This is a genomic window from Allobosea sp. RIT-PG3_2, assembly GCF_057321085.1.
On record NZ_JBXWCA010000012.1, the window covers coordinates 1 to 19731 of the forward strand.

21 protein-coding genes are annotated in these 19731 nt (G+C 67.1%); 16 read left to right on the plus strand and 5 right to left on the minus strand.

Translation table 11 applies throughout. From position 1 onward, the window contains the following. Positions 1 to 250: 250 nt before the first annotated feature. Positions 251 to 766: a hypothetical protein gene (locus tag AC2FAN_RS24860; RefSeq protein WP_485176759.1), complete on the plus strand. Its 516-nt coding sequence runs from the start codon at positions 251 to 253 to the stop codon at positions 764 to 766. Here AC2FAN_RS24860 and AC2FAN_RS24865 read toward each other — a convergent pair. Continuing rightward, the gene (locus AC2FAN_RS24865) at positions 744 to 1199 is read right to left on the minus strand and encodes an RbsD/FucU family protein (protein ID WP_476806227.1); all 456 of its coding nucleotides are present in this window, start codon (positions 1197 to 1199) and stop codon (positions 744 to 746) included. The two genes, AC2FAN_RS24860 and AC2FAN_RS24865, sit on opposite strands and share 23 nt — an antisense overlap. A 108-nt stretch (positions 1200 to 1307) precedes the next feature. After that, on the minus strand, positions 1308 to 2216 hold the full coding sequence (locus AC2FAN_RS24870; protein ID WP_485176760.1) for an amidohydrolase family protein: 909 nt from the start codon (positions 2214 to 2216) through the stop codon (positions 1308 to 1310). 201 nt (positions 2217 to 2417) lie between these two features. On the opposite strand from AC2FAN_RS24870, the gene AC2FAN_RS24875 reads away from it, so the two are divergent. From AC2FAN_RS24875 to AC2FAN_RS24910, 8 genes are all read left to right on the plus strand, one after another. Next, complete coding sequence (locus tag AC2FAN_RS24875; RefSeq protein ID WP_485176761.1) at positions 2418 to 3755, plus strand: ABC transporter substrate-binding protein; 1338 nt, start codon at positions 2418 to 2420, stop codon at positions 3753 to 3755. Positions 3756 to 3857: 102 nt separating this feature from the next. After that, positions 3858 to 4784, plus strand: a complete 927-nt coding sequence (locus tag AC2FAN_RS24880) for a carbohydrate ABC transporter permease (protein ID WP_265050027.1) — start codon at positions 3858 to 3860, stop codon at positions 4782 to 4784. A gap of 178 nt (positions 4785 to 4962) precedes the next feature. Beyond that, positions 4963 to 5781: a carbohydrate ABC transporter permease gene (locus AC2FAN_RS24885; RefSeq protein WP_485176762.1), complete on the plus strand. Its 819-nt coding sequence runs from the start codon at positions 4963 to 4965 to the stop codon at positions 5779 to 5781. 83 nt (positions 5782 to 5864) lie between these two features. Further along, positions 5865 to 6761 (plus strand): dihydrodipicolinate synthase family protein, encoded by an 897-nt coding sequence (locus AC2FAN_RS24890; RefSeq protein WP_476806225.1) that lies wholly within the window; start codon positions 5865 to 5867, stop codon positions 6759 to 6761. Between the two features lie 25 nt (positions 6762 to 6786). Next, a complete protein-coding gene (locus tag AC2FAN_RS24895) occupies positions 6787 to 7464 on the plus strand; it encodes a GntR family transcriptional regulator (RefSeq protein WP_476806224.1) in 678 nt (225 codons plus the stop codon). Positions 7465 to 7516: 52 nt separating this feature from the next. Further along, the gene (locus AC2FAN_RS24900) at positions 7517 to 8509 is read left to right on the plus strand and encodes a sialic acid TRAP transporter substrate-binding protein SiaP (protein WP_476806223.1); all 993 of its coding nucleotides are present in this window, start codon (positions 7517 to 7519) and stop codon (positions 8507 to 8509) included. Between the two features lie 210 nt (positions 8510 to 8719). Continuing rightward, a complete protein-coding gene (locus AC2FAN_RS24905) occupies positions 8720 to 9235 on the plus strand; it encodes a TRAP transporter small permease (protein WP_476806222.1) in 516 nt (171 codons plus the stop codon). After that, a complete protein-coding gene (locus AC2FAN_RS24910; RefSeq protein ID WP_265050021.1) occupies positions 9232 to 10518 on the plus strand; it encodes a TRAP transporter large permease in 1287 nt (428 codons plus the stop codon). The genes AC2FAN_RS24905 and AC2FAN_RS24910 overlap by 4 nt, the downstream gene beginning before the upstream one ends. 16 nt (positions 10519 to 10534) lie before the next feature. Here AC2FAN_RS24910 and ppk2 read toward each other — a convergent pair whose 3' ends face one another. Continuing rightward, positions 10535 to 11488 carry a polyphosphate kinase 2 gene (gene ppk2 / locus AC2FAN_RS24915; protein WP_476806221.1) on the minus strand — a complete coding sequence of 318 codons (954 nt, stop codon included), beginning with the start codon at positions 11486 to 11488 and terminating at the stop codon, positions 10535 to 10537. Between the two features lie 119 nt (positions 11489 to 11607). Here ppk2 and AC2FAN_RS24920 point away from each other — a divergent pair, with 119 nt between their 5' ends. The 7 genes from AC2FAN_RS24920 (at position 11608) to phoB (ending at position 18266) form a co-directional block, all read left to right on the plus strand. Next, positions 11608 to 12660, plus strand: a complete 1053-nt coding sequence (locus AC2FAN_RS24920) for an ATP-binding protein (RefSeq protein ID WP_485176763.1) — start codon at positions 11608 to 11610, stop codon at positions 12658 to 12660. 113 nt (positions 12661 to 12773) lie between these two features. Beyond that, on the plus strand, positions 12774 to 13799 hold the full coding sequence (pstS, locus tag AC2FAN_RS24925; RefSeq protein WP_485176764.1) for a phosphate ABC transporter substrate-binding protein PstS: 1026 nt from the start codon (positions 12774 to 12776) through the stop codon (positions 13797 to 13799). 246 nt (positions 13800 to 14045) lie between these two features. Next, positions 14046 to 15002 carry a phosphate ABC transporter permease subunit PstC gene (gene pstC / locus AC2FAN_RS24930; protein ID WP_442865031.1) on the plus strand — a complete coding sequence of 319 codons (957 nt, stop codon included), beginning with the start codon at positions 14046 to 14048 and terminating at the stop codon, positions 15000 to 15002. 17 nt (positions 15003 to 15019) lie between these two features. After that, positions 15020 to 15904 carry a phosphate ABC transporter permease PstA gene (pstA, locus tag AC2FAN_RS24935; RefSeq protein WP_485176765.1) on the plus strand — a complete coding sequence of 295 codons (885 nt, stop codon included), beginning with the start codon at positions 15020 to 15022 and terminating at the stop codon, positions 15902 to 15904. A gap of 40 nt (positions 15905 to 15944) precedes the next feature. Then, on the plus strand, positions 15945 to 16751 hold the full coding sequence (pstB, locus tag AC2FAN_RS24940) for a phosphate ABC transporter ATP-binding protein PstB (RefSeq protein ID WP_265050015.1): 807 nt from the start codon (positions 15945 to 15947) through the stop codon (positions 16749 to 16751). Positions 16752 to 16836: 85 nt separating this feature from the next. Further along, positions 16837 to 17556: a phosphate signaling complex protein PhoU gene (gene phoU / locus AC2FAN_RS24945; RefSeq protein ID WP_265050014.1), complete on the plus strand. Its 720-nt coding sequence runs from the start codon at positions 16837 to 16839 to the stop codon at positions 17554 to 17556. An 11-nt stretch (positions 17557 to 17567) separates the two neighbouring features. Next, a complete protein-coding gene (gene phoB / locus AC2FAN_RS24950; protein WP_265050013.1) occupies positions 17568 to 18266 on the plus strand; it encodes a phosphate regulon transcriptional regulator PhoB in 699 nt (232 codons plus the stop codon). Positions 18267 to 18278: 12 nt separating this feature from the next. Here phoB and AC2FAN_RS24955 read toward each other — a convergent pair whose 3' ends face one another. Continuing rightward, complete coding sequence (locus tag AC2FAN_RS24955) at positions 18279 to 18665, minus strand: SpoIIAA family protein (RefSeq protein ID WP_476806217.1); 387 nt, start codon at positions 18663 to 18665, stop codon at positions 18279 to 18281. A 53-nt stretch (positions 18666 to 18718) separates the two neighbouring features. Continuing rightward, positions 18719 to 19645 carry a LysR family transcriptional regulator gene (locus AC2FAN_RS24960; RefSeq protein WP_485176766.1) on the minus strand — a complete coding sequence of 309 codons (927 nt, stop codon included), beginning with the start codon at positions 19643 to 19645 and terminating at the stop codon, positions 18719 to 18721. Positions 19646 to 19731 lie beyond the last annotated feature (86 nt).

A 19731-nucleotide genomic window follows, 5' to 3' on the forward strand; every position in this document is an offset into this window, starting at 1 on the left:
ATTTCAAAACGCTCGCGCGCAAGTGCGGGCGGGCGAAAACACGCGCGTCATTCTCGGGCGACCGCAGGGAGACCCGAGAATCTCGGGCCGGACAAGGCTCCAAAGCCTCCTCGTCAAGAGATGCCCGGGTCAAGCCCGGGCATGACGCGGGACGCAAGCCGTCAGGGCGCGAGAGGGAGGCCCGGACATGACGCGTGATGCGAGGCCGGGCGTGACGCGGATCGCAAGGGCAACGAGCGGGAGCAGGAACATGCAGCGGGAACCCTGGCAGACGCCCGAGCAGGCGCAATGGAGCGCGGACTACAAGCGGGAGATGGATCGCCGGCACCGCATGATCGTCGACGCGTTCAAGGTCTGGTCCTTCTGCCCGCACAAGGCCTGCCGCCGCGGCAGCGCCTGCCAAAATCCCGATCCGGGTGCCTGCATGCGCGACTTCTTCGACGCCATGCCCGAGTCCGAGAAGCAATATCTCCGTCTCGTGGTGAAGGCGCGCAGCGCCGGGCTCAGCCCCGAGGAGGCCGATCGCGAGGCGCGGCGGCGTCTCGACGAGCACCGGCAGGCCACGACGGAGCCCATGCCGCCAGCACCGCCGCCCGAACCCGTGCCGCCGCCGGCGGTCAGGGCGAAGCGTGCCGCGCGACCACCACAGCCGCCCGAGAGCGAGGCCGCGCGCGCCGCGCGGGTGCGGCAGGCGCAGGCCGCCGAGCGCGAGGGCGGCGCCCTGTCGCGGCCGGGGCGGGGGCTCAGCCCGGCTCCCCGGCGATGACGCCCTTGCGCAGCAGGAAGCAACCATAGGGCCGGGGATCGCCGACCTGCACCACCGCGAAGGCGCCCCGCGCCGCCGCGTAGAAGGCGAAACGCTCGATCCCCGCGAGCGGGGCGGGGCGGCCGAGCGCCGCATCGATCTCGCCTTGCACAGCGCGCTGCACGTCCGGCAGCGCCGCAGCATCCCCCACCACCTCCATGCGCCTCAGCGGCTCCGGCTCGAAATCGTCGATCGGCAGCACAGAGAGGATGGCGCGCGCGGCGCGCTGCATCGTCAGGCCGGGCAGGCGGATCAGCCTGCCGCTTGTGGTCGAACTGGCGATCGTCTCGGCCGGGTGGTTGGCATCGACCAGCGCGAGGTCATCGCCATGGCCCATGGCGGCAAGCACCCAGAGCAGATCGGCGGAGAGCACGGGATCGAGGTTCTTCAGCATGGCGGGGTTCCTTGGCGAGCCCTCATCCTGAGGAGGCGCGTCAGCGCCGTCTCGAAGGATGCTCCAGGAGGCTCCTAAGCGAGCTGGATCATCCTTCGAGACGCGGCCTCACGGCCGCTCCTCAGGATGAGGGCTGAGAGGTGAAGTTGGCAATGGCGAGGCTGCCGGGCGGCGCCCCCTCTTCGTCAGATAGATGCGGGCGGCGTTGCCGCCGAAGATCGCGGCGCGCTCGGTTTCGGAGAGCGTGGCGGTGAGTCGCTCGGCCGTGGCGAGCCACTGGTCGTAGGAGGCGCGAAGCGTCGCGACCGGCCAGTCGCTGCCCCAGAGCAGGCGCTGCGGCCCGAAGCAGGCGAGGAGCTGGGCGACGGCTGGCGTCAGCGTCGCCTCGCGCCAGCCGGGCGGCGCCTCGGTGACGAGGCCGGAGAGCTTGCAGACGGTGTTGGGCCGGGCGGCCAGCGCCGCGATGCCGGCGCGCCAGGCAGAGAGATCGGCGCCGGTGAGGTCCGGCTTGGCGCCGTGGTCGATGACGACGGGGAGCTCGGTCTCGCGCTCCAGCAGCGTGAGGAGGGCGGGTATCTGCGCCGGCTTCACCAGCGCGTCGAAGACGAGGCCGTGCGCCTTGAGCGCGGCGAAGGCGGGGGCGAGGTCCGGCCGCGCGAGCCAGTTCGGATCGGGAATGTCCTGCACCATCGGCCGCAGGCCCACCAGCAGCGGGTCGGCGGCTAGCGCGGCGATGCGGGCGGGGGCGTCGGGTGCCTCGAAATCGGCCCAGCCCACCACCCCGGCGACGAAGGGCGTCGCGGCGGCGGTTTCGAGCAGGAATCGCGTCTCCGCCTCGGTCGGGGCGGCCTGGACGAGGATGGTCGCGGCGATGCCGTGTTCGGCGAGATGCGGGGCGAGGTCGGCGGGCTCGAAGTCGCGATGGATGGGCTTGAGCGCGGGCGTCAGCCAGCCATAATCGCCGCGGGCGAGCCGCCAGAAATGCTGGTGCGAATCGATGCGGGGCGGGCTCTTCACGGGCGGCTCTCGCGGATGGGCTCAAGGCCGGGCAAGGCCGGCGCGGCGCCACTATGTGCACGCCAACATGTTAGCTTGCAACCGCCTCGAAAGCGGATTAGCGTCCACCCCGATCGCGGGAGACGGAAGCGGTGCTTCCTTCCAGTTCCGCGCGACCTGAAAGCCCGCAAAGGGCAGCCTTTTGTCCTGGGGAGGACGCCGATGACCGACAGCATTCTGAAACCGACCCGCCGCGTTCTTCTGGGCGGCGCGGCCGCCGCGATCGCCTCGCCGCTGGTGCTGCGGAAGGCACAGGCGCAAGGCGCGTTCGACTGGAAGAAGTTCTCCGGCCAGTCGATCGACGTGCTGCTGGTCAAGAACCCGCGCTCCGACCTGATGCAGGCGGCGGAGAAGGAGTTCACCGAGCTCACCGGCATCAAGGTCTCGGCCGAGCAGGTGCCGGAGCAGCAGCAGCGCCAGAAGGCGGTGATCGAGTTCGCCTCGGGCAAGCCGAGCTTCGACGTCAGCGGCATCTCGCTGCACGTCCAGAAGCGCATGGCGGCAAAGGGCAAGTGGTTCGAGAACCTCGATCCCTACATCAAGAACCCTGCGCTGACGGCGCCCGATTTCGACTTCGCCGATTTCGGCGCCGGCCCGGTCGCCTATGCGCGGCAGGCCGACGGGGCGCTCGATACGATCCCGTTCTTCGTCGATTACTGGATGGTCTACTACAACAAGGAGCTCTTCGACGCGAAGGGCGTGGCCTACCCGAAGACGATGGAGGAGATGTTCACCGTCGCCCAGAAGCTGCATGACCCTGCCAAGGGCATCGCCGGCTTCGTCTCGCGCGGCCTGAAGAACGCCAATGTCCCGGTGTGGACCTCGCTGATGCTCGGACAGGGCATGGAGACGACCTCGCCGGAGGGCAAGCTGCTCACCGATACGCCGGAGGCGATCTGGGCGGCCGATCTCTATCGCAAGCTCAACAAGGAGACCGGCCCGGCCGGGCAGGTCGGCTTCAACTGGAACGAGTGCCAGACCACCTTCATGCAGGGTCGCGCCGCGATGTGGCTCGACGGCATCGGCTTCGCCACGCCGCTGGAGGACCCGACCAAGTCGCGCATCGTCGGCAAGGTCGGCTATGGCGTGACGCCGCCGGGGCCGAAGGCGCATTACGCCGGCATGTTCGCCGACGGCATGGGCATCTCGCGCGGCTCCTCGAAGAAGGAGGCGGCCTGGCTCTACCTGCAGTTCATGACCAACAAGAAGAACCAGATCGCGATGCTCAAGGCCGGCGCCGGCGCGCCGGGCCGTTCCTCGGCCTATCTCGACACCGAGACGATCCAGCAGTCGAAGTTCGGCAAGCAGTATTTCGACTGCCTGCTGTCCTCCGCCAAGATCGCGCGGGCCGGCCTGCCGCAGATCGTGCCGGTGACCGAGTTCCGCGACGTGTTCGGCGTGGCGCTGACCAATGCGATCGGTGGCGCGGATGTCGCGGCCGAGCTCAAGAAGGCGACCGAGACCTTCGCGCCGGTGCTCGCCAAGAGCGAGCAGGGGTGAGGATCATAGGCGTCATGGCCGGGCTCGACCCGGCCATCTCGCGACCATTGGGCCTTTTTCAAAGAGATGCCCGGTCAGGCCCGGGCATGACGGTTCGAACGCATGACCAGCACGTCCCTGCCAGCAAGTCTCGCCAGTGCAGCGCCTCCGGCCGCTGCCGCGTCGCATGATTTCACGCCGCGCTACTGGCTGTTCTCGCTGCCGGCGGTGCTGGTGATCACGGCGGTGATCGTCTTTCCGTGGCTGTTCACGCTCTACATGTCCGGCCAGGATTGGAAGATCGGCGGCGGCGTGGAATTCGTCGGCCTCGGCAATTTCGCCGAGCTGGCGAAGGACCAGCGCTTCCTCGAGTCGATGGGGCATACGGTCTATTTCACGGTCCTCGCGGTGGTGCTGCCCATCGTGTTCGGCACGGCGGCGGCGCTGGTCTTCCATCGCGAATTCCCGTTCCGGGGCCTGCTGCGCACCATCTTCGTGATGCCGATGATGGCGACGCCGGTCGCGGTCGCGCTGGTCTGGACGATGATGTTCCACCCGCAGCTCGGCGTGCTCAACTACCTGCTGTCGCTGATCGGGATCGGGCCGCAGGGCTGGGTCTACGATCCGGCGACGGTGATCCCGACCCTCGTCATGGTCGAGGTCTGGCACTGGACACCGCTCGTCATGCTGATCGTGCTCGGTGGCCTAGCCGGCCTGCCGCGCGAGCCTTATGAATCCGCGCTGATCGACGGCGCCAATGACTGGCACATGTTCCGGCACATCACGCTGCCGCTGGTCTGGCCCTTCATCATGGTGGCGATCGTGATCCGCACCATCGATGCGCTGAAGGCCTTCGACACGATCTTCGTGATCACGCAGGGCGGGCCGGGAACGGCGTCGGAGACGCTCAACATCTTCCTCTATCTGCAGGCCTTCCAGTTCTACAAGATCGGCTACGCCTCGGCCGTCGTGGTGATCTTCTTCGTCATCATCATCATGCTCTCGCTGCTGCTGCTCTATGCGCGGCAGAAGTCGAAGTGGAACGCGTGATGGGCTCCTCTTCCGGCTTCCTTGCCTCGTCTCTCCGCGTCATTGCGAACGCGACGTCATCCCGGGTTTGTCCCGGGATCCATCGGAGGGCTCGGCGCTTTACGATGGATCCCGGAACTCCGCTTCGCTGCGTCCGGGATGACGGTGTCCTTTCCTGTCGGGACGAGGGGTGGTCGTCATGACCCGCACGCTCAAAAAGCTCGGTTTCTGGGCCTCGGTCTTCGTGCTGGTGTCGCCGGCGGTGCTGGTCTTCCTCTGGATGATCTCGCTGTCGCTGAAGAACGAGCTCGACAACACCGCCTTTCCGCCGGTGTTCATCCCCGATCCGCCGACGCTGAAGAACTATGTCGATGTCTTCGCGCAGAACAATTTCGGGCTCTATCTCTGGAACTCGATCCTCGTCACCGGCGGGGCGGTGCTGATCGGGCTTCTGGTCGGCGTGCCCGCCGGCTACGGCATCGCGCGCGGCAAGGCGCACAAGTTCGCGGTGCTGATCCTGGTGGCGCGGATGACGCCGGCCTTGTCCTATCTCATCCCGCTCTTCCTGCTGTTCCAGATCACCGGCCTCGTCGGCACGATCACGGCGCTCGTCATCACCCATCTCGTCATCACCATCCCGATCATCGTCTGGATCATGATCGGGTATTTCGAGAACGTGCCGATGGAGCTGGAGGATGCCTCGCGCATCGACGGCGCCACGAGCTGGCAGGCCTTCCGCCATGTCGCGCTGCCGCTGGCCAAGCCCGGCATCGTCGTCGGCGGCATCCTCGCCTTCATCTTCTCCTGGAACAACTTCATCTTCTCGGTGGTGCTAGGCGGCAAGGCGAGCCGCACGCTGCCATCGGCCGTCTACAACTCGCTGACCTTCGAGCAGATCTCTTGGGGTCCACTGGCGGCGGCGGCGCTGCTGGTGACGCTGCCGGTGCTGCTGGTGACGGTGATCGCGCAACGCCAGATCGTCGCCGGGCTCTCCTCCGGAGGTCTCAAGGACGGCTAGCGAAACCGCTGGCGAGCGCTTGCGGGCACCTCTGTCTTCATACTAACATGTCAGTCACCGTTCAGACCTGAAAGCTCCCTCAAATGGCCACCGACAAGAACCGCTTCGGCCTTTCCTGCGCGATCACGACCCCGATGCGGGAGGGCGGCGGCGTCGACCTGCCGCGTCTCGTCAAGCATGCGCGACATGTGCTTTCCCAAGGCTGCGACTCGGTCACGCTGTTCGGCACGACGGGCGAGGGCGCGGCGCTCGGCTTGCCGGCGCGCACCGCGATGATGGGCGCGCTGATCGGGGCGGGTATCGATCCGGCCCGTCAGATCTATGCCGGCATCGCGGCGGCCTCCATGCATGAGGCGGTCGAGCAGGCCGGGCTGGCGCTGGATGCCGGGGCGAAGGGCCTGCTGGTCGCGCCGCCCTTCTACTTCAAGGGCGTCAGCGACGAGGGGCTCTATGTCTGGTTCTCGCAGTTCTTCGAGAAACTGGGCGGCTCGGCCCGCAACGTCATCCTCTACCACATCCCTTCGGTGACGGCGGTCGACATCAGCGTCGGGCTGGTGCAGCGGCTGAAGACGGCGTTCCCCGGGCTCGTCATCGGCGTCAAGGATTCCTCGGGCAGCTATGCCAATACCGAGGCGCTGCTGAAGGCGCATGGCGAGCTCGCCATCCTGGTCGGCGACGAGCGCCAGCTTGCCAAGGCGGTGCGCAACGGGGCTGAGGGCACGATCTGCGGCCTCGCCAATCTGGTGCCCGGCCTGCTGCGCCCGATGGTCTACGAGGGCAAGGACAGCCCGGTGGTGAACGCGCTGGTCGACGAGATCTGCTCGCACCCGGTGCTGGCGGCGGTGAAGGCTCTGACCGGCCATATCCATGGCGATCCCGGCTATGGCGCGATGCGCCCGCCGCTGGAGGCGCTGGACGAGGCGACCCGCAAGCGGCTCTTCGCCGCCTTCGATTCGATCTCGCAGGCGAAAGCCGCCTGAAGGAGGCGGCCTGAGGGAGGGCGACGTGAACCAGCCGGAGCAGGAACCGCGCGAAGGCGAACCGCTGAAGCTGAGGGAGCGCGCCTATGCCTCCTTCACCGAGCGGCTGCTGGCGCGCGAGATCAAGCCCGGCCAGTTCGTGACCCAGCGCGAGCTCGTCGCGATGACCGGCTTTCCGCTCGGCGCGATCCGCGAGCTGATCCCGCGACTGGAAGCAGAGGGGCTGATCAAGACCGTGCCGCAGCGCGGCATGCAGGTCGCCCATGTCGACCTCAACCTGATCCGCAACGCCTTCCAGTTCCGGCTCTTCCTCGAGAAGGAGGCGACGGCGCTCTATGCGCGCAACGCCACGGATGAGGAGATCGCCGAGCAGCGGGCGCGGCACGAGGCGATCGTCGCCCGCGCCGAAGCGGGCGGCGACGAGCGCCTGATCGAAGACGCCGAGGACATCGACCGGCTGATGCACGAGGCGATCATCGATCACCTCGACAACGACATCGTCAGCCAGGCCTTCCGCGTGACCTGGCTCAAGATCCGCCTGATCCGGCAATACGAGACACGCATCCACAACAGCATCATCGTGCCGGTGATGCAGGACCATCTCGCGATCATCGCGGCGGTCGAGACGCGCGACCCCGAGCGCGCGGCCGAGGCGATGGCCGCCCATATCGGCAACGCCAGGACACGGGCGATGCAGTACTGACATCCGCAACCACCACGAGCCGGAGAACCGGCCGCTCCCGGAGGGAACAGCGATGAAGAGGCAGACGAGGCGCGATTTTCTGGCTGCCACGGCGGCAGGGGCGGCAACGATCGCCGCGCCCAACATCCTGCGGGCGCAGCAGCTGGTGCTGCGCTGGGCCGACGGCCAGCCGGCGAGCCATCCCTCGCCGCAGAGCGCGGTGAAGGCCGGCGCCGAAATCAAGGAGAAGACCGGCGGGCGCGTCGAGATCCAGTCCTTCCCGAACGGGCAGCTCGGCTCCTCGCGCGACATGGTCGAGTCGGTGGCATCGGGCGCGCTGACCATGGTCACGGAGGGCGCGGCGCAGCTCGGCCAGTTCGTGCCGCAGCTTTCGATCATCGAGGCGCCCTATATCTGGAAGGATTCGGCGCATATGACGCGGGCGCTGAAATCCCCGCTGATCGACGAGCTCAACAAGGCGCTGGTCGAGAAGCGCGGCATGCGCATGATCGGCGTCAACTATTACGGCGTGCGCCACCTCACCAGCGGCAAGAAGGCGATCAACTCGGTCGAGGACATGAAGGGCTTCAAGCTGCGCGTGCCGGAGGTCGACACCTTCCGCGCCATGGCCGAGGCCTGGGGGGCGCGGCCGACGCCGCTGAACTTCTCCGAGCTCTATCTCGCCCTGTCGCAAGGGGCGGTCGACGGCCAGGAGAACCCGCTGCCGACCATCGCTTCCGCCAAGCTCGGCGAGGTCCAGAAATACCTCGTGCTGACCGCGCACATCATCACGCCGCGGCTGGTGATCGTGAACGAAAGCGCCTGGCAGAAGATACCCCAGGCCGATCGCGACGTCATCGTCGCGGCCGTCGACAAGGCCGCCACCTGGCAGGACAACGAGATCCTGGAGCAGGAAAAGGGCCTCGCCGACACGCTGGCGAAGGGCGGCATGACGGTGATCAAGCCCGACAACGAGGCCTTCCGCAAGCCGGTTCTGGCGAGCGTGCCGGCCAAGTTCGAGAGCAAATGGGGCAAGGGGCTCTGGGACCGCATCCAGGCGCTTTGAGTCGGTCGTCCGTAAAGATCGTTCCGCCGTCATTCCGGGGCGCTGCGCAGCAGCGAGCCCGGAATCCATAGCCGCCGATTTCACCCGGGAAGAGCGGGACGTTCGCTTCGTCTTTTGCGGTCGTCGTCGCGGTTCTGGGTTCCGGGCTCAGGCCGCTGGCCTGCCCCGGAATGACCGCGTGGTTCCGAGCCGAGGCTGAGAGATATCCCGATGGCCGTATTGGTACGCGCAATATTCGACCGCCTGATGGAGGTGATCGCGGCGATCCTTCTCGTCGCGCTCCTCGTCACCGTGACGCTGGGCATCGTGACGCGGGCGCTGGGTGACCCGCTGATCTGGACCGACGAGGTCTCGCGCTTCCTGATGCTGTGGGTCGCCGTCGCGGGCTGGGTCCTGGCGAGCCGGCGGCGCGCCCATATCCGCATCCGCTTCTTCCACAATCTCCTGCCGCAGCATGGCTGGCGGGCGGCCGAGACCGTGATGCAGCTGGCGATGATCGTCTTCGGCCTGCTGGTGACCTGGTACAGCGTCCATCTGGTCCATGCGAATTACGACCTCGAGGCGACGACGGTGCCGCTCTCGATGGGAGTGCTCTATGTGCCCATGCTGCTGGCCGGCGTCGTCACCGCGCTGCAGGGCGTGGCCGATCTCGTCGACAATCTGCGCAACTGGAACGCGCCGCCCATCGCGCCGGTCGTGCCGACGATGCAGGAGGCGGCCGAGTGAGCACGCTGATCTTCCAGATCTCCGGGGTCTGGCTGCTCTCGATCCTGGCGGGCTTCCCGCTCTTCGCCTCGATGGGGCTGGCCGCCTTCGCCTTCGTGCTGATCGGCGATTTCTCCGCCTCGATCGTGCCGCAGAAGATGGCGCAGGCGATGAACTCCTTCCCGATCGTCGCCGCGCCGCTCTTCATCCTGATGGGCAACATCCTGGGCGCGGCGCGCATCACCGACCGCATCGTCGCCTTCGCCACGGCCGTGCTCGGCTGGCTGCGCGGCGGCTATGCCCATGCCTCGATCCTGACCAGCATGATCTTCGCCGGCATGGTCGGCTCGGCGGTGGCGGATGCGGCGGGCTCGGGCGCGATCGAGATCCGCGCCATGCGCAAGGCCGGCTACCGGCCGGAAACCGCGGCCTCGATCACCGCGGCGGCCGCGACGATCGGCCCGATCATCCCGCCCTCCTTGCCGATGGTGATCTACGGCGTCACGGCCGATGTCTCGATCGGGCGGCTGTTCATCGGCGGCGTCATTCCCGGCATCCTGATGGGGCTGTCGCTGATGGTGATGGTCGCGATCATCGCCAAGCGCCAGGGCTTCCGGAAGGAGAAGTTCAAGGGCTTCCGCGAGATCGGCCGGACCTTCCTCAGCGGCTTCTTCGCGCTGATGACGCCCCCGCTGATCCTCGGCGGCATGTTCACCGGCATCTTCACGCCGACGGAAGCCGCGGCCGTCGCCTGCCTCTACGCGCTCTTCCTCGGCTTCTTCGTCTACCGCACGCTGGAGGTGAAGCAGATCTGGCCGATCCTGATCGAGACCGTCGAGACCACCGGCCTCGTCACGGTGCTGGTCATGGCGGCGGGCGCGCTCGGCTGGTGCATGTCGATCTCGCGCGTGCCGCAGACGCTGACCCCGCTGATCGTCGACACGATCAAGGACCCGCTGGTCTTCCTGCTGGTCTGCAACCTCATCCTGCTCGTCGTCGGCTGCTTCATGGAGGCGTTGGCGGCGCTCCTGATCCTGATCCCGATCCTAGTGCCAGCCGCCCACAGCTTCGGCATCGACCCGGTGCAGTTCGGCATCATCATGATCCTGAACCTGATCCTGGGGACGATCCATCCGCCGATCGGCGTCGTGCTCTTCGTGGTGACGCGGATCGCGAACGTCTCCTTCGAGACGATGTCGAAGGCGATCCTGCCTTGGCTCGTGCCGCTGCTGGTGGTGCTGGCCATGATCACGCTCTGGCCGCCGCTGACGACCTGGCTGCCGAACCACGTGATGGGGCCGTGAGGCGGCGGCCGGGGTGCTATCGGCCCTCCGGCTCGCCGCCATGGTCGAGATAGCGGTCGACGGGGATGACGATCTCCTCGTCGAGTATGCCGATCGCCGCCTCGTCCTTGTCCTTGTAGGGGATCGTCTTCAGCACGTGGCGGATGGCGTTGAGGCGGGCGCGCAGCTTGTCGTTGCTGCGCACGACGTGCCAGGGCGCGCTTTCGGTCGAGGTCCGGCCGAGCATCTCGTCGAAGGCGCGGGAATAATCGTCGAAGCGCGGCAGGGCCTCGAAGTCGATCGGCGATAGCTTCCAGCGCTTCAGCGGATCGTGCCAGCGGGCATGCAGCCGCGTGATCTGCATCTCGCGCCCGATGGTCAGGAAGAGCTTGATCAGGCGGACGCCGTCCCGCGCCAGCATGCCCTCGAAGACCGGCGCCTCGCGCAGGAAATGCTCGGTTTCCTCCGGCGTGCAGAAGCCCATGACGCGCTCGACGCCGGCGCGGTTGTACCAGGAGCGATCGAAGAACACGATCTCGCCCGCCGTCGGCATCTCGGCAGCGTAGCGCTGCAGGTACCACTGGCCCTTCTCGGTATCGGAGGGTTTCGGCAGCGCGACGATGCGGGCCTGGCGCGGGTTGAGATGCTGGGTGAAGCGGGCGATGGTGCCGCCCTTGCCGGCGCCGTCGCGGCCCTCGAAGACGATGACGATGCGCTCGCCCTGCTTTGCGGCCCAGCGCGTCAGCTTCTGCAATTCGATCTGGAGCGGCTCGAGCTCGCGGTTGTAGCGCTTGCGCTTCATCCGCTTGCCATAGGGATAGTCGCCGCTGTGATAGGCGGCATCGACGATGGCTTCCGGCAGCGTATCGGCCTCGATGTCGAAGTCCTTGAGCTTGGCGGGCTTCGAGCGGGCCTTCGCCGGCTTCGGTTGGTTCCCCGACGGCAATTCGATCGCGTTCTTCGCATTTGAACCGGAGAATTTCTTCGCCATCGTCGGCTCCTTGTTTCGCGCAAAGCCTAGCCGGCTGCCGCGCGGAAGGGAATTGACGCTTCCGCTTCTTCCGCTCAGGAAGGGCGCGCCGGCCGCCGCCGGCAGGCTTCGGGCGCTCCATGGTCGACATTGCCGTTTCCCACTCCGCGACGACGCGGCACATGATCGAGGCGCTCGGCGCTCCGGTCGTACTGCTCGACGAGCAGGGTTTCGCGCAGGCGTTGAGCCCGGCGATGCACGCGCTCATTCCGGGGCTCGAGATCGGCAAGCTGCTGGCCTTGGTGCTGCGCGACCCCGATCTCAACGACGCGATCGAGCATGTCGCGCTCGGGGGAGATCGCAAGACCGTCGAGCTCGTCGAGCGGGTGCCGTTCGAGCGAGCCTTTCGCATCCATATCGCGGCGCTGGGCGCCGGGCGCCGGCGCGCGACGCTGCTGACCTTCCAGGACCTCAGCGAGCAGCGGGTGATCGAGCGCATGCGCGTCGATTTCGTCGCCAATGCCAGCCACGAGCTGCGCACGCCGCTGGCCTCGCTGCTCGGCTTCGTCGAGACCTTGCAGGGGCCGGCGCGCAACGACGAGCGCGCCCGCGAGCGCTTCCTCGGGATCATGCGCGAGCAGGGGCTACGCATGGCGCGTCTCGTCGATGACTTGCTCTCGCTCTCACGCATCGAGCAGCGTGCCCATGTTGCGCCCGACACGCCCGTCGATCTCGCCGGCATCGCGCGCGAGATCGTCGACTCGCTCACCTTGATGGCGCGCGAGCGCGAGGTGACGCTGACATTGCGCACGCCGCGCGAGCCGCTCCAGGTTCCCGGCGATCGCGACGAACTGCTGCGGCTGATGGAGAACCTCGTCGAGAACGCGATCAAATATGGCAAGCGGGGCGGCGAGGTGCTGATCACCGTCGAGGCCGGGGAGGGCGAGGCCGGCTTCCATGTGCGTGACGATGGCCCCGGCATCGCGCCGGAGCATCTGCCGCGCCTGACGGAGCGCTTCTACCGGGTCGATACCGCGGCGAGCCGCGAGGCGGGCGGCACGGGCCTGGGCCTCGCCATCGTCAAGCATATCGTGCTGCGCCATCGCGGCCGGCTGACGATCGAGAGCAAGCCCGGCGAGGGCGCGACCTTCAAGGCGATCCTGCCCCGCTTCGGCGCTCAGCAGGCCGGCTAGAGACCGGCTGTCAGCCTTTCATGACAGCTTTCATGACGAAATGTCATTTGGCTGTCATATAGAGGGTGTTCTGACAGGGCCGCTGCATACAGCGACCCAGAGAGGACATCTCAATGCGCAAGATTCTCGTTCTCGCGGCCGTCGCCGCCGGGATCGCCGGTTCCGCCCAGGCCGCCGACATTACCGGCGCCGGCGCGACCTTCCCCTTCCCGATCTATTCCAAGTGGGCCGAGGCCTACAAGAAGGACACGGGCATCGGCCTGAACTACCAGTCGATCGGCTCGGGCGGCGGCATCCGCCAGATCAAGGCGAAGACCGTCGCCTTCGGCGCGACCGACGCCCCGCTCAAGGGCGAGGACCTCACCAAGGACGGCCTGATCCAGTTCCCGACCGTGATGGGCGGCGTCGTTCCGGCCGTCAACATCGCCGGCATCGAGCCGGGCAAGCTCAAGCTCTCGGGCGAGATCATCGCGCAGATCTATCTGGGCGACATCAAGAAGTGGAACGACCCGAAGATCGTGGCGCTCAACGCCGGCGTGACCCTGCCGGACGCCAACATCAACCCGGTCTACCGCTCGGACGGCTCGGGCACGACCTTCGTCTTCACCGACTACCTCTCCAAGGTCTCGGCCGACTGGAAGTCCAAGATCGGCACCAACCAGTCGGTCCAGTGGCCGGTCGGCATCGGCGGCAAGGGCAATGAAGGCGTCTCGGCTTCCGTCAAGCAGGTTGCGAACTCGATCGGCTATGTCGAGTACGCCTATGCCAAGCAGAACAAGCTCGCCCACGCCCTGGTGAAGAATGCCGACGGCAACTTCCCGGCTCCGGAAGAGAAGGCGTTCCAGGCCGCTGCGGCCAATGCCAACTGGCAGGAGCAGCCCGGCTTCGGCATCTCGCTCAACAACCAGAAGGGCGCGGAAGCCTGGCCGATCACCTCGGCGACCTTCATCCTCGTCCATGCCAAGCCGGAGAAGCCGGAAGATGTCCAGTCCGCGCTGAAGTTCTTCGACTGGACCTACAAGAGCGGCGACAAGCTGGCGAGCGAGCTCGACTACGTCGCGCTGCCGGCGAATGTGAAGGACCAGGTCCGCGCCGCCTGGAAGGGCGTGACCGATACCGCCGGCAAGCCGATCTTCTGATCGCTGCCGCCGACAAGGCGAGGCGGGATATTCCCGCCTTGCCCATACATTCAGCCCTCATCCTGAGGAGCCGCGGTGCGCGGCGTCTCGAAGGAAGGATCCAGAGTGCACGGGAGCCTCCTTCGGGACGCGCTCCTGCAGAGCGCTCCTCAGGATGAGGGCTGAGGTTGATCGGCGCCGGGCGACCGGCCGCAGACGACCTCGGCTACGACACCGGAGCTTCCGCGGATGACCGCAGCAACCGACATGACGAGCATTCCCGGCGCCGCGCCGATCGTCCGCAGGACGCCGAAGGCAGGCTTCGACCTGTTCTTCCGCAATGCCAGCTTCGCGGCGGCGCTGTTCGTCCTGGTGCTGCTCGCCGGCATCATGCTCTCGATGGTCGTCGGCGGCTGGCCGGCCTTCCGCGAGTTCGGGCTCGGCTTCATCACCTCCAGCGTCTGGGACACCCAGAACGACCAGTACGGCGCCTGGCCGGCGATCGTCGGCACGCTCTCGACGGCGCTGATCGCGCTGCTGATCGGCGTGCCGCTCTCGCTCGGCATAGCCGTCTATCTCACCCAGCTCGCGCCGCCCTGGTTCAAGCGGCCGGTCGCCACCGCGATCGAGCTGCTCGCCGCCGTGCCCTCGATCATCTACGGCATGTGGGGCCTGTTCGTCTTCGCGCCGCTCTTCGCGGCCTATGTGCAGATCCCGCTCTCGAACATCGTCGAGGGCATCCCGATCGTCGGCACCGTGCTCTACTCGCGCTCGCCCTCGGGCCTCGGCATCTTCACGGCCGGGATCATCCTGGCCTTCATGATCGTGCCCTTCATCGCCTCGATCACCCGCGACATGCTGGAGCAGATCCCCTCGGTGCTGCGCGAGAGCGCCTACGGCATCGGCGCGACGACCTGGGAGGTCGTGCGCCATGTGCTGGTGCCGCAGGCCGGCGTCTCGATCATCGGCGCGGTCATGCTGGGCCTGGGCCGTGCGCTCGGCGAGACGATGGCGGTGACCTTCGTCGTCGGCAACGCCAACCGCCTGTCGAGCTCGATCCTCGATCCGGGCTCGACCATCGCCTCGCGCATCGCCAACGAGTTCAACGAGGCGATGGGCCTCCAGCTCAACTCGCTGATCGCGCTGGGCTGCATCCTGTTCTTCGTCACCTTCGTCGTCCTCGTCATCGCGCGACTGCTTGTCTCGCGGGTGAAGCGCTACTGAGGTCCCGGGAGATGAGCATGACCACTGCTTCCACGCCGCGCGAACTGCCCCATACCCCCTGGGGGCGCGTCCGCCAGTCCCGCCGCACCGCCGACCGGCTGATGAAGATCATCGCCACCGGCTTCACCTTCTGCGCCATCTTCGTGCTGTTCTGGATCCTCGGAATGCTGGTGGTGAAGGGCATCGGCGGGCTCTCGCTCGCGACCTTCACCGAGGTCACGCCCGGCCCCGGCTCGCAGGGCGGCGGCCTCGCCAACGCCATCGCCGGTTCGGTGGTGCTGACCTTCCTGGGCATCGCCATCGCCACGCCGATCGGCGTGCTGGCGGGGACCTGGCTCGCCGAGTACGGCAGGCGCTCGAAGCTCGCGAACCTGATCCGCTTCATCAACGACATCCTGCTCTCGGCGCCGTCGATCCTGATCGGCCTGTTCGTCTACGTCCTGCTGGTCGAGCCGTTCCGCGGCTATTCCGGCTGGGCCGGCGGCGTCGCGCTCGGCATCATCGCGATCCCCGTCATCGTGCGCACCACCGAGGACATGCTGAGCCTCGTGCCCGGCCCGCTGCGCGAGGCCGGAGCCGCTCTCGGCGCGCCGCCCTCGGTCGTCATCACCAGCGTGACCTGGCGGGCGGCCAAGGCCGGCATGGTCACCGGGATCCTGCTGGCTCTTGCCCGCATCGCCGGCGAGACCGCGCCGCTGATCTTCACAGCGCTCAACAACAATTTCTGGTTCTCGGCGAGCCTCGTCGGCGGCGTCTCGAACCTGCCCGTGACGATCTACCAGTTCGCCTCGGCCCCTTACGAAAACTGGCAGCAGCTGGCCTGGGCCGGCTCGCTCATCATCACCATGTCGATCCTGCTGCTCTCGATCGTTGCCCGCCGCATCGTCAGCGGCGGCAAGTAGAGCTTGAATCCAACCCGGTCGCGTCTGATCCTGAAGGACCATGTCGATGCTTTCGACCCTTGAACTCTCCCCGCAATCGCTCGATGCCGAGGCGCCCGTCCGGATCGCGGTGAAAAACCTCGATTTCTACTACGGCGAGCACAAGGCGCTGAAGAACATCAATCTCGACTTCCGCGACCGGCACGTCACGGCGCTGATCGGCCCTTCCGGCTGCGGCAAGTCGACCCTGCTGCGCATCTTCAACCGGATCTACTCGCTCTATCCCGAGCAGAGGGCGACCGGCGAGATCCTGCTGGACGGGCGCAACATCATCTCCAACGATGTCGACGTGAACGAGCTGCGCTCGCGCGTCGGCATGGTGTTCCAGAAGCCGACGCCGTTCCCGATGTCGATCTACGACAACGTGGCCTTCGGCATCCGGCTCTATGAGAGGCCGCCGAAGTCCGAGCTCGACGACCGCGTCGAGGGCGCGCTGCGCCGCGCCGCGCTCTGGGACGAAGTCAAGGACAAGCTGAAGAGCTCCGGCATGGGCCTCTCCGGCGGCCAGCAGCAGCGCCTGTGCATCGCGCGCACCATCGCGCAGAAGCCGGAGGTGATCCTGTTCGACGAGCCGACCTCGGCGCTCGATCCGATCTCGACCGGCAAGATCGAGGACCTGCTGGAGCAGCTGAAGAGCGACTTCACCATCGCCATCGTCACCCACAACATGCAGCAGGCGGCCCGCATCTCGCAGTACACCGCCTTCATGTATCTGGGCGAGGTCATCGAGTTCGCGCCGACCAACACGATCTTCATGAACCCCGGCAAAAAGCAGACGCAGGACTACGTCACCGGCCGCTTCGGCTGAGCGGCGACGGACTTCTTTGTTTTATCGCATTTTCATCGCGCGAACCGGTGCCCACTTCGCTTGAAAATGCTTCGAGGATAACGCCATGACCGATCACATCGTCCGTTCCTACGACACCGATCTCGAGGGCATCCGCCGCAGCCTCGCCGAAATGGGCGGCATGGCCGAGCGCATGCTGGGCGATTCCACCGTCGCCCTGGTGCGCCGCGACACCGCGCTCGCCCAGAAGATCATCTCGGCCGACCAGCGCCTCGACAATCTCCAGCGCGAGGTCGAGGAGAAGGCGGTGCTGACCATCGCCCGGCGCCAGCCGCTCGCCAACGATCTGCGCGAGCTGATCTCGGCGATCCGCATCGCGGCGGATGTCGAGCGCGTTGGCGATCTCGCCAAGAACATCGCCAAGCGGGCCGTCGCCATCGCCGGGCAGTTCCAGCCGCCGCATCGCGCGGTCGTCGGCCTCGAGCACATCAGCCGCCTTGTCCAGGCGCAGCTAAAGGACGTGCTCGACGCCTATGCCGCCGGCAACGAGCAGAAGGCGCTCGAGGTCTGGCGCCGCGACGACGAGATCGACGCGCTCTACACCTCGCTGTTCCGCGAGCTCCTGACCTATATGATGGAAGATCCGCGCAACATCACGTTCTGCACGCATCTGCTGTTCTGCGCGAAGAACATCGAGCGCATCGGCGACCACACCACCAACATCGCCGAGACAATCCATTATCTCATCACCGGCGACTCGCTCGACGTGAACCGGCCGAAGCTCGACACGACCAATATCGAGGTCGAGGCGATCACGGGCAGCTGAGGCAAGACATCATGGCCGCACGCATCCTGATCGTCGAGGACGAGGAGCCGCTCACCCTGCTGCTGCGCTACAACCTCGAGGCCGAGGGCTTCGAGGTCGACAGCGTCGCGCGCGGGGACGATGCGGAGCTGCATCTGCGCGACCACACGCCCGATCTCGTGCTGCTCGACTGGATGCTGCCCGGCCTCTCCGGCATCGAGCTCTGCCGGCGGCTGCGCTCGCGGCGCGACACCGAGCGCGTGCCGATCATCATGCTGACGGCGCGCGGCGAGGAGACCGAGCGGGTACGCGGCCTTGCGACCGGCGCCGACGACTACGTCGTCAAGCCGTTCTCGCTGCCGGAACTGATCGCGCGCATCCAGGCGCTTCTTCGCAGGGCGAAGCCAGGTCACGTCGCGGGGCTGCTGGCCGCGGGCGATCTCGAACTCGACCGCACGACCCGGCGCGTCCGCCGCGCCGGCAGCGAGCTGCATCTCGGGCCGACCGAGTTCCGGCTGCTCGAATTCCTGATGCAGGCACCGGGGCGGGTCTATTCGCGCGCCCAGCTTCTCGATGCCGTCTGGGGCCGCGACGTCTATATCGACGAGCGCACGGTCGACGTCCATGTCGGGCGGCTGCGCAAGGCAATCACGCCTGCCAACACCAAGGACCCGCTGCGCACGGTGCGCGGCGCCGGCTACGCCTTCGACGAGACCTTCGCGCGCAGCTGACGCGCGCGATCGTCAGGCGTTGGGACCGCCCTCGATATCGCCGGCCCAGGCCAGCGCGGTGTCGTACTCCTCCGGCTTGAACGTGCGCACCGTGACGAAGGGGATCGCGGGGTTGAGCAGGTCGACGAAGGCGGCGAGCCAGCTCTTGTCGGTGACCACGGCCTCGCGGGGAAAACGCTGGAGTTCCCAGAGCTTGCCAAGGCTGTAGCGCGCATCCTTCCAGGCGGCGGCCAATGTCATGTCGGTGAAATCGGTGAAGTCGGCGAGGATGCCGATCTTCTCGTGGCGGCCAAGCTTCGCATCGATATCGGCCATGATCTGATCGAGATCATCGGCCGTCAGCGTCCGCGACAGGCGGTAGGCGCCGACATGGTCGGGGGCGGGCAGAATGGTGAGCATGTCTCCTCCTCGGCGAAGACAACGCCCCGCCCGGAGGGAAGTTTCGCGGGAAATCAGTCTGCGGCGGAAGGCGCCCGTGTCGCGGCGTCGAACTGCCCGGCCTCGCTGAGCAACCAGGTGACGAATTCGTCGAGGCCGGGGCGATCCGGCTGGCCGAGCGGGCGGGTGAGCCAGCAGCCGGTCGCGCTTGTGAAGCCGAGACAGAGCGGGTTGACGAGCGCGCCGGAGGCCAATTCATCCGCCACATAGCAGCGCGGCGTCAAGGCGACGCCGAGCCCGGCGACGGCGGCGCTGGTAATCACGGAATAGTAGCCGTAGCGCACGGTGTGCTCGGGCACGGCTCCGCGCAGGTCGTGGGCCTCGGTGAACTCGGCCCAGAAGGTCGGCATCTGATAGTGCTGGAGCAGCGTCATCTTCTGGATGTCGGCGGCGCGGCGGAAACCGCCCATGCGTTCGATCAGGCTCGGCGCGGCGACGAGGGCGACGTCGCGGCCGAACAGGTAGTGCGCCTCCCTGCCGGTCCAGGGCGGGACGCCGTGGGCGATATCGAGATCGGGCTCTTCGGTCTCGCTCTCGCTGACATAGTTGGTGAACTGCACGTCGACGCCGGGATGAGCCTCGGCGAAGGCGGGAAAGCGCCCCATCAGCCAGCGCTCGCCGACGATGGCGACCATGTGCAGCCGGATCGGCCGGGCGACCGCGGAGCGCTCGGCCAGGCGCCGCGCGCCGCGATCCATCTGCTCCAGCGCCGCTTCGGCATAGGGCAGATAGATCGCGCCGGCCTCGGTCAGCTTCAGGCCGAGCGGGCTGCGATCGAACAGCACGGCGCCGAGATGATGCTCCAGCGAGAGGATCTGCTTGGAGACGGCGCTCTGGGTGAGGTTGACCGCCTGCGCGGCGCGGGCCGTCGAGCCCAGTCGTGCGACGGTGGTGAAGGCCCGCAGGGCGGTCGATGACGGGGGAGGCCGACCGGCGGCCATGGGGTATTCCTTTTCGGACTATCTCTGCGGAGATCGTTTCGTTTGCCGGCCTCTCGGTCAAGAGGCCATTCTTCCGCTAGGGGAGG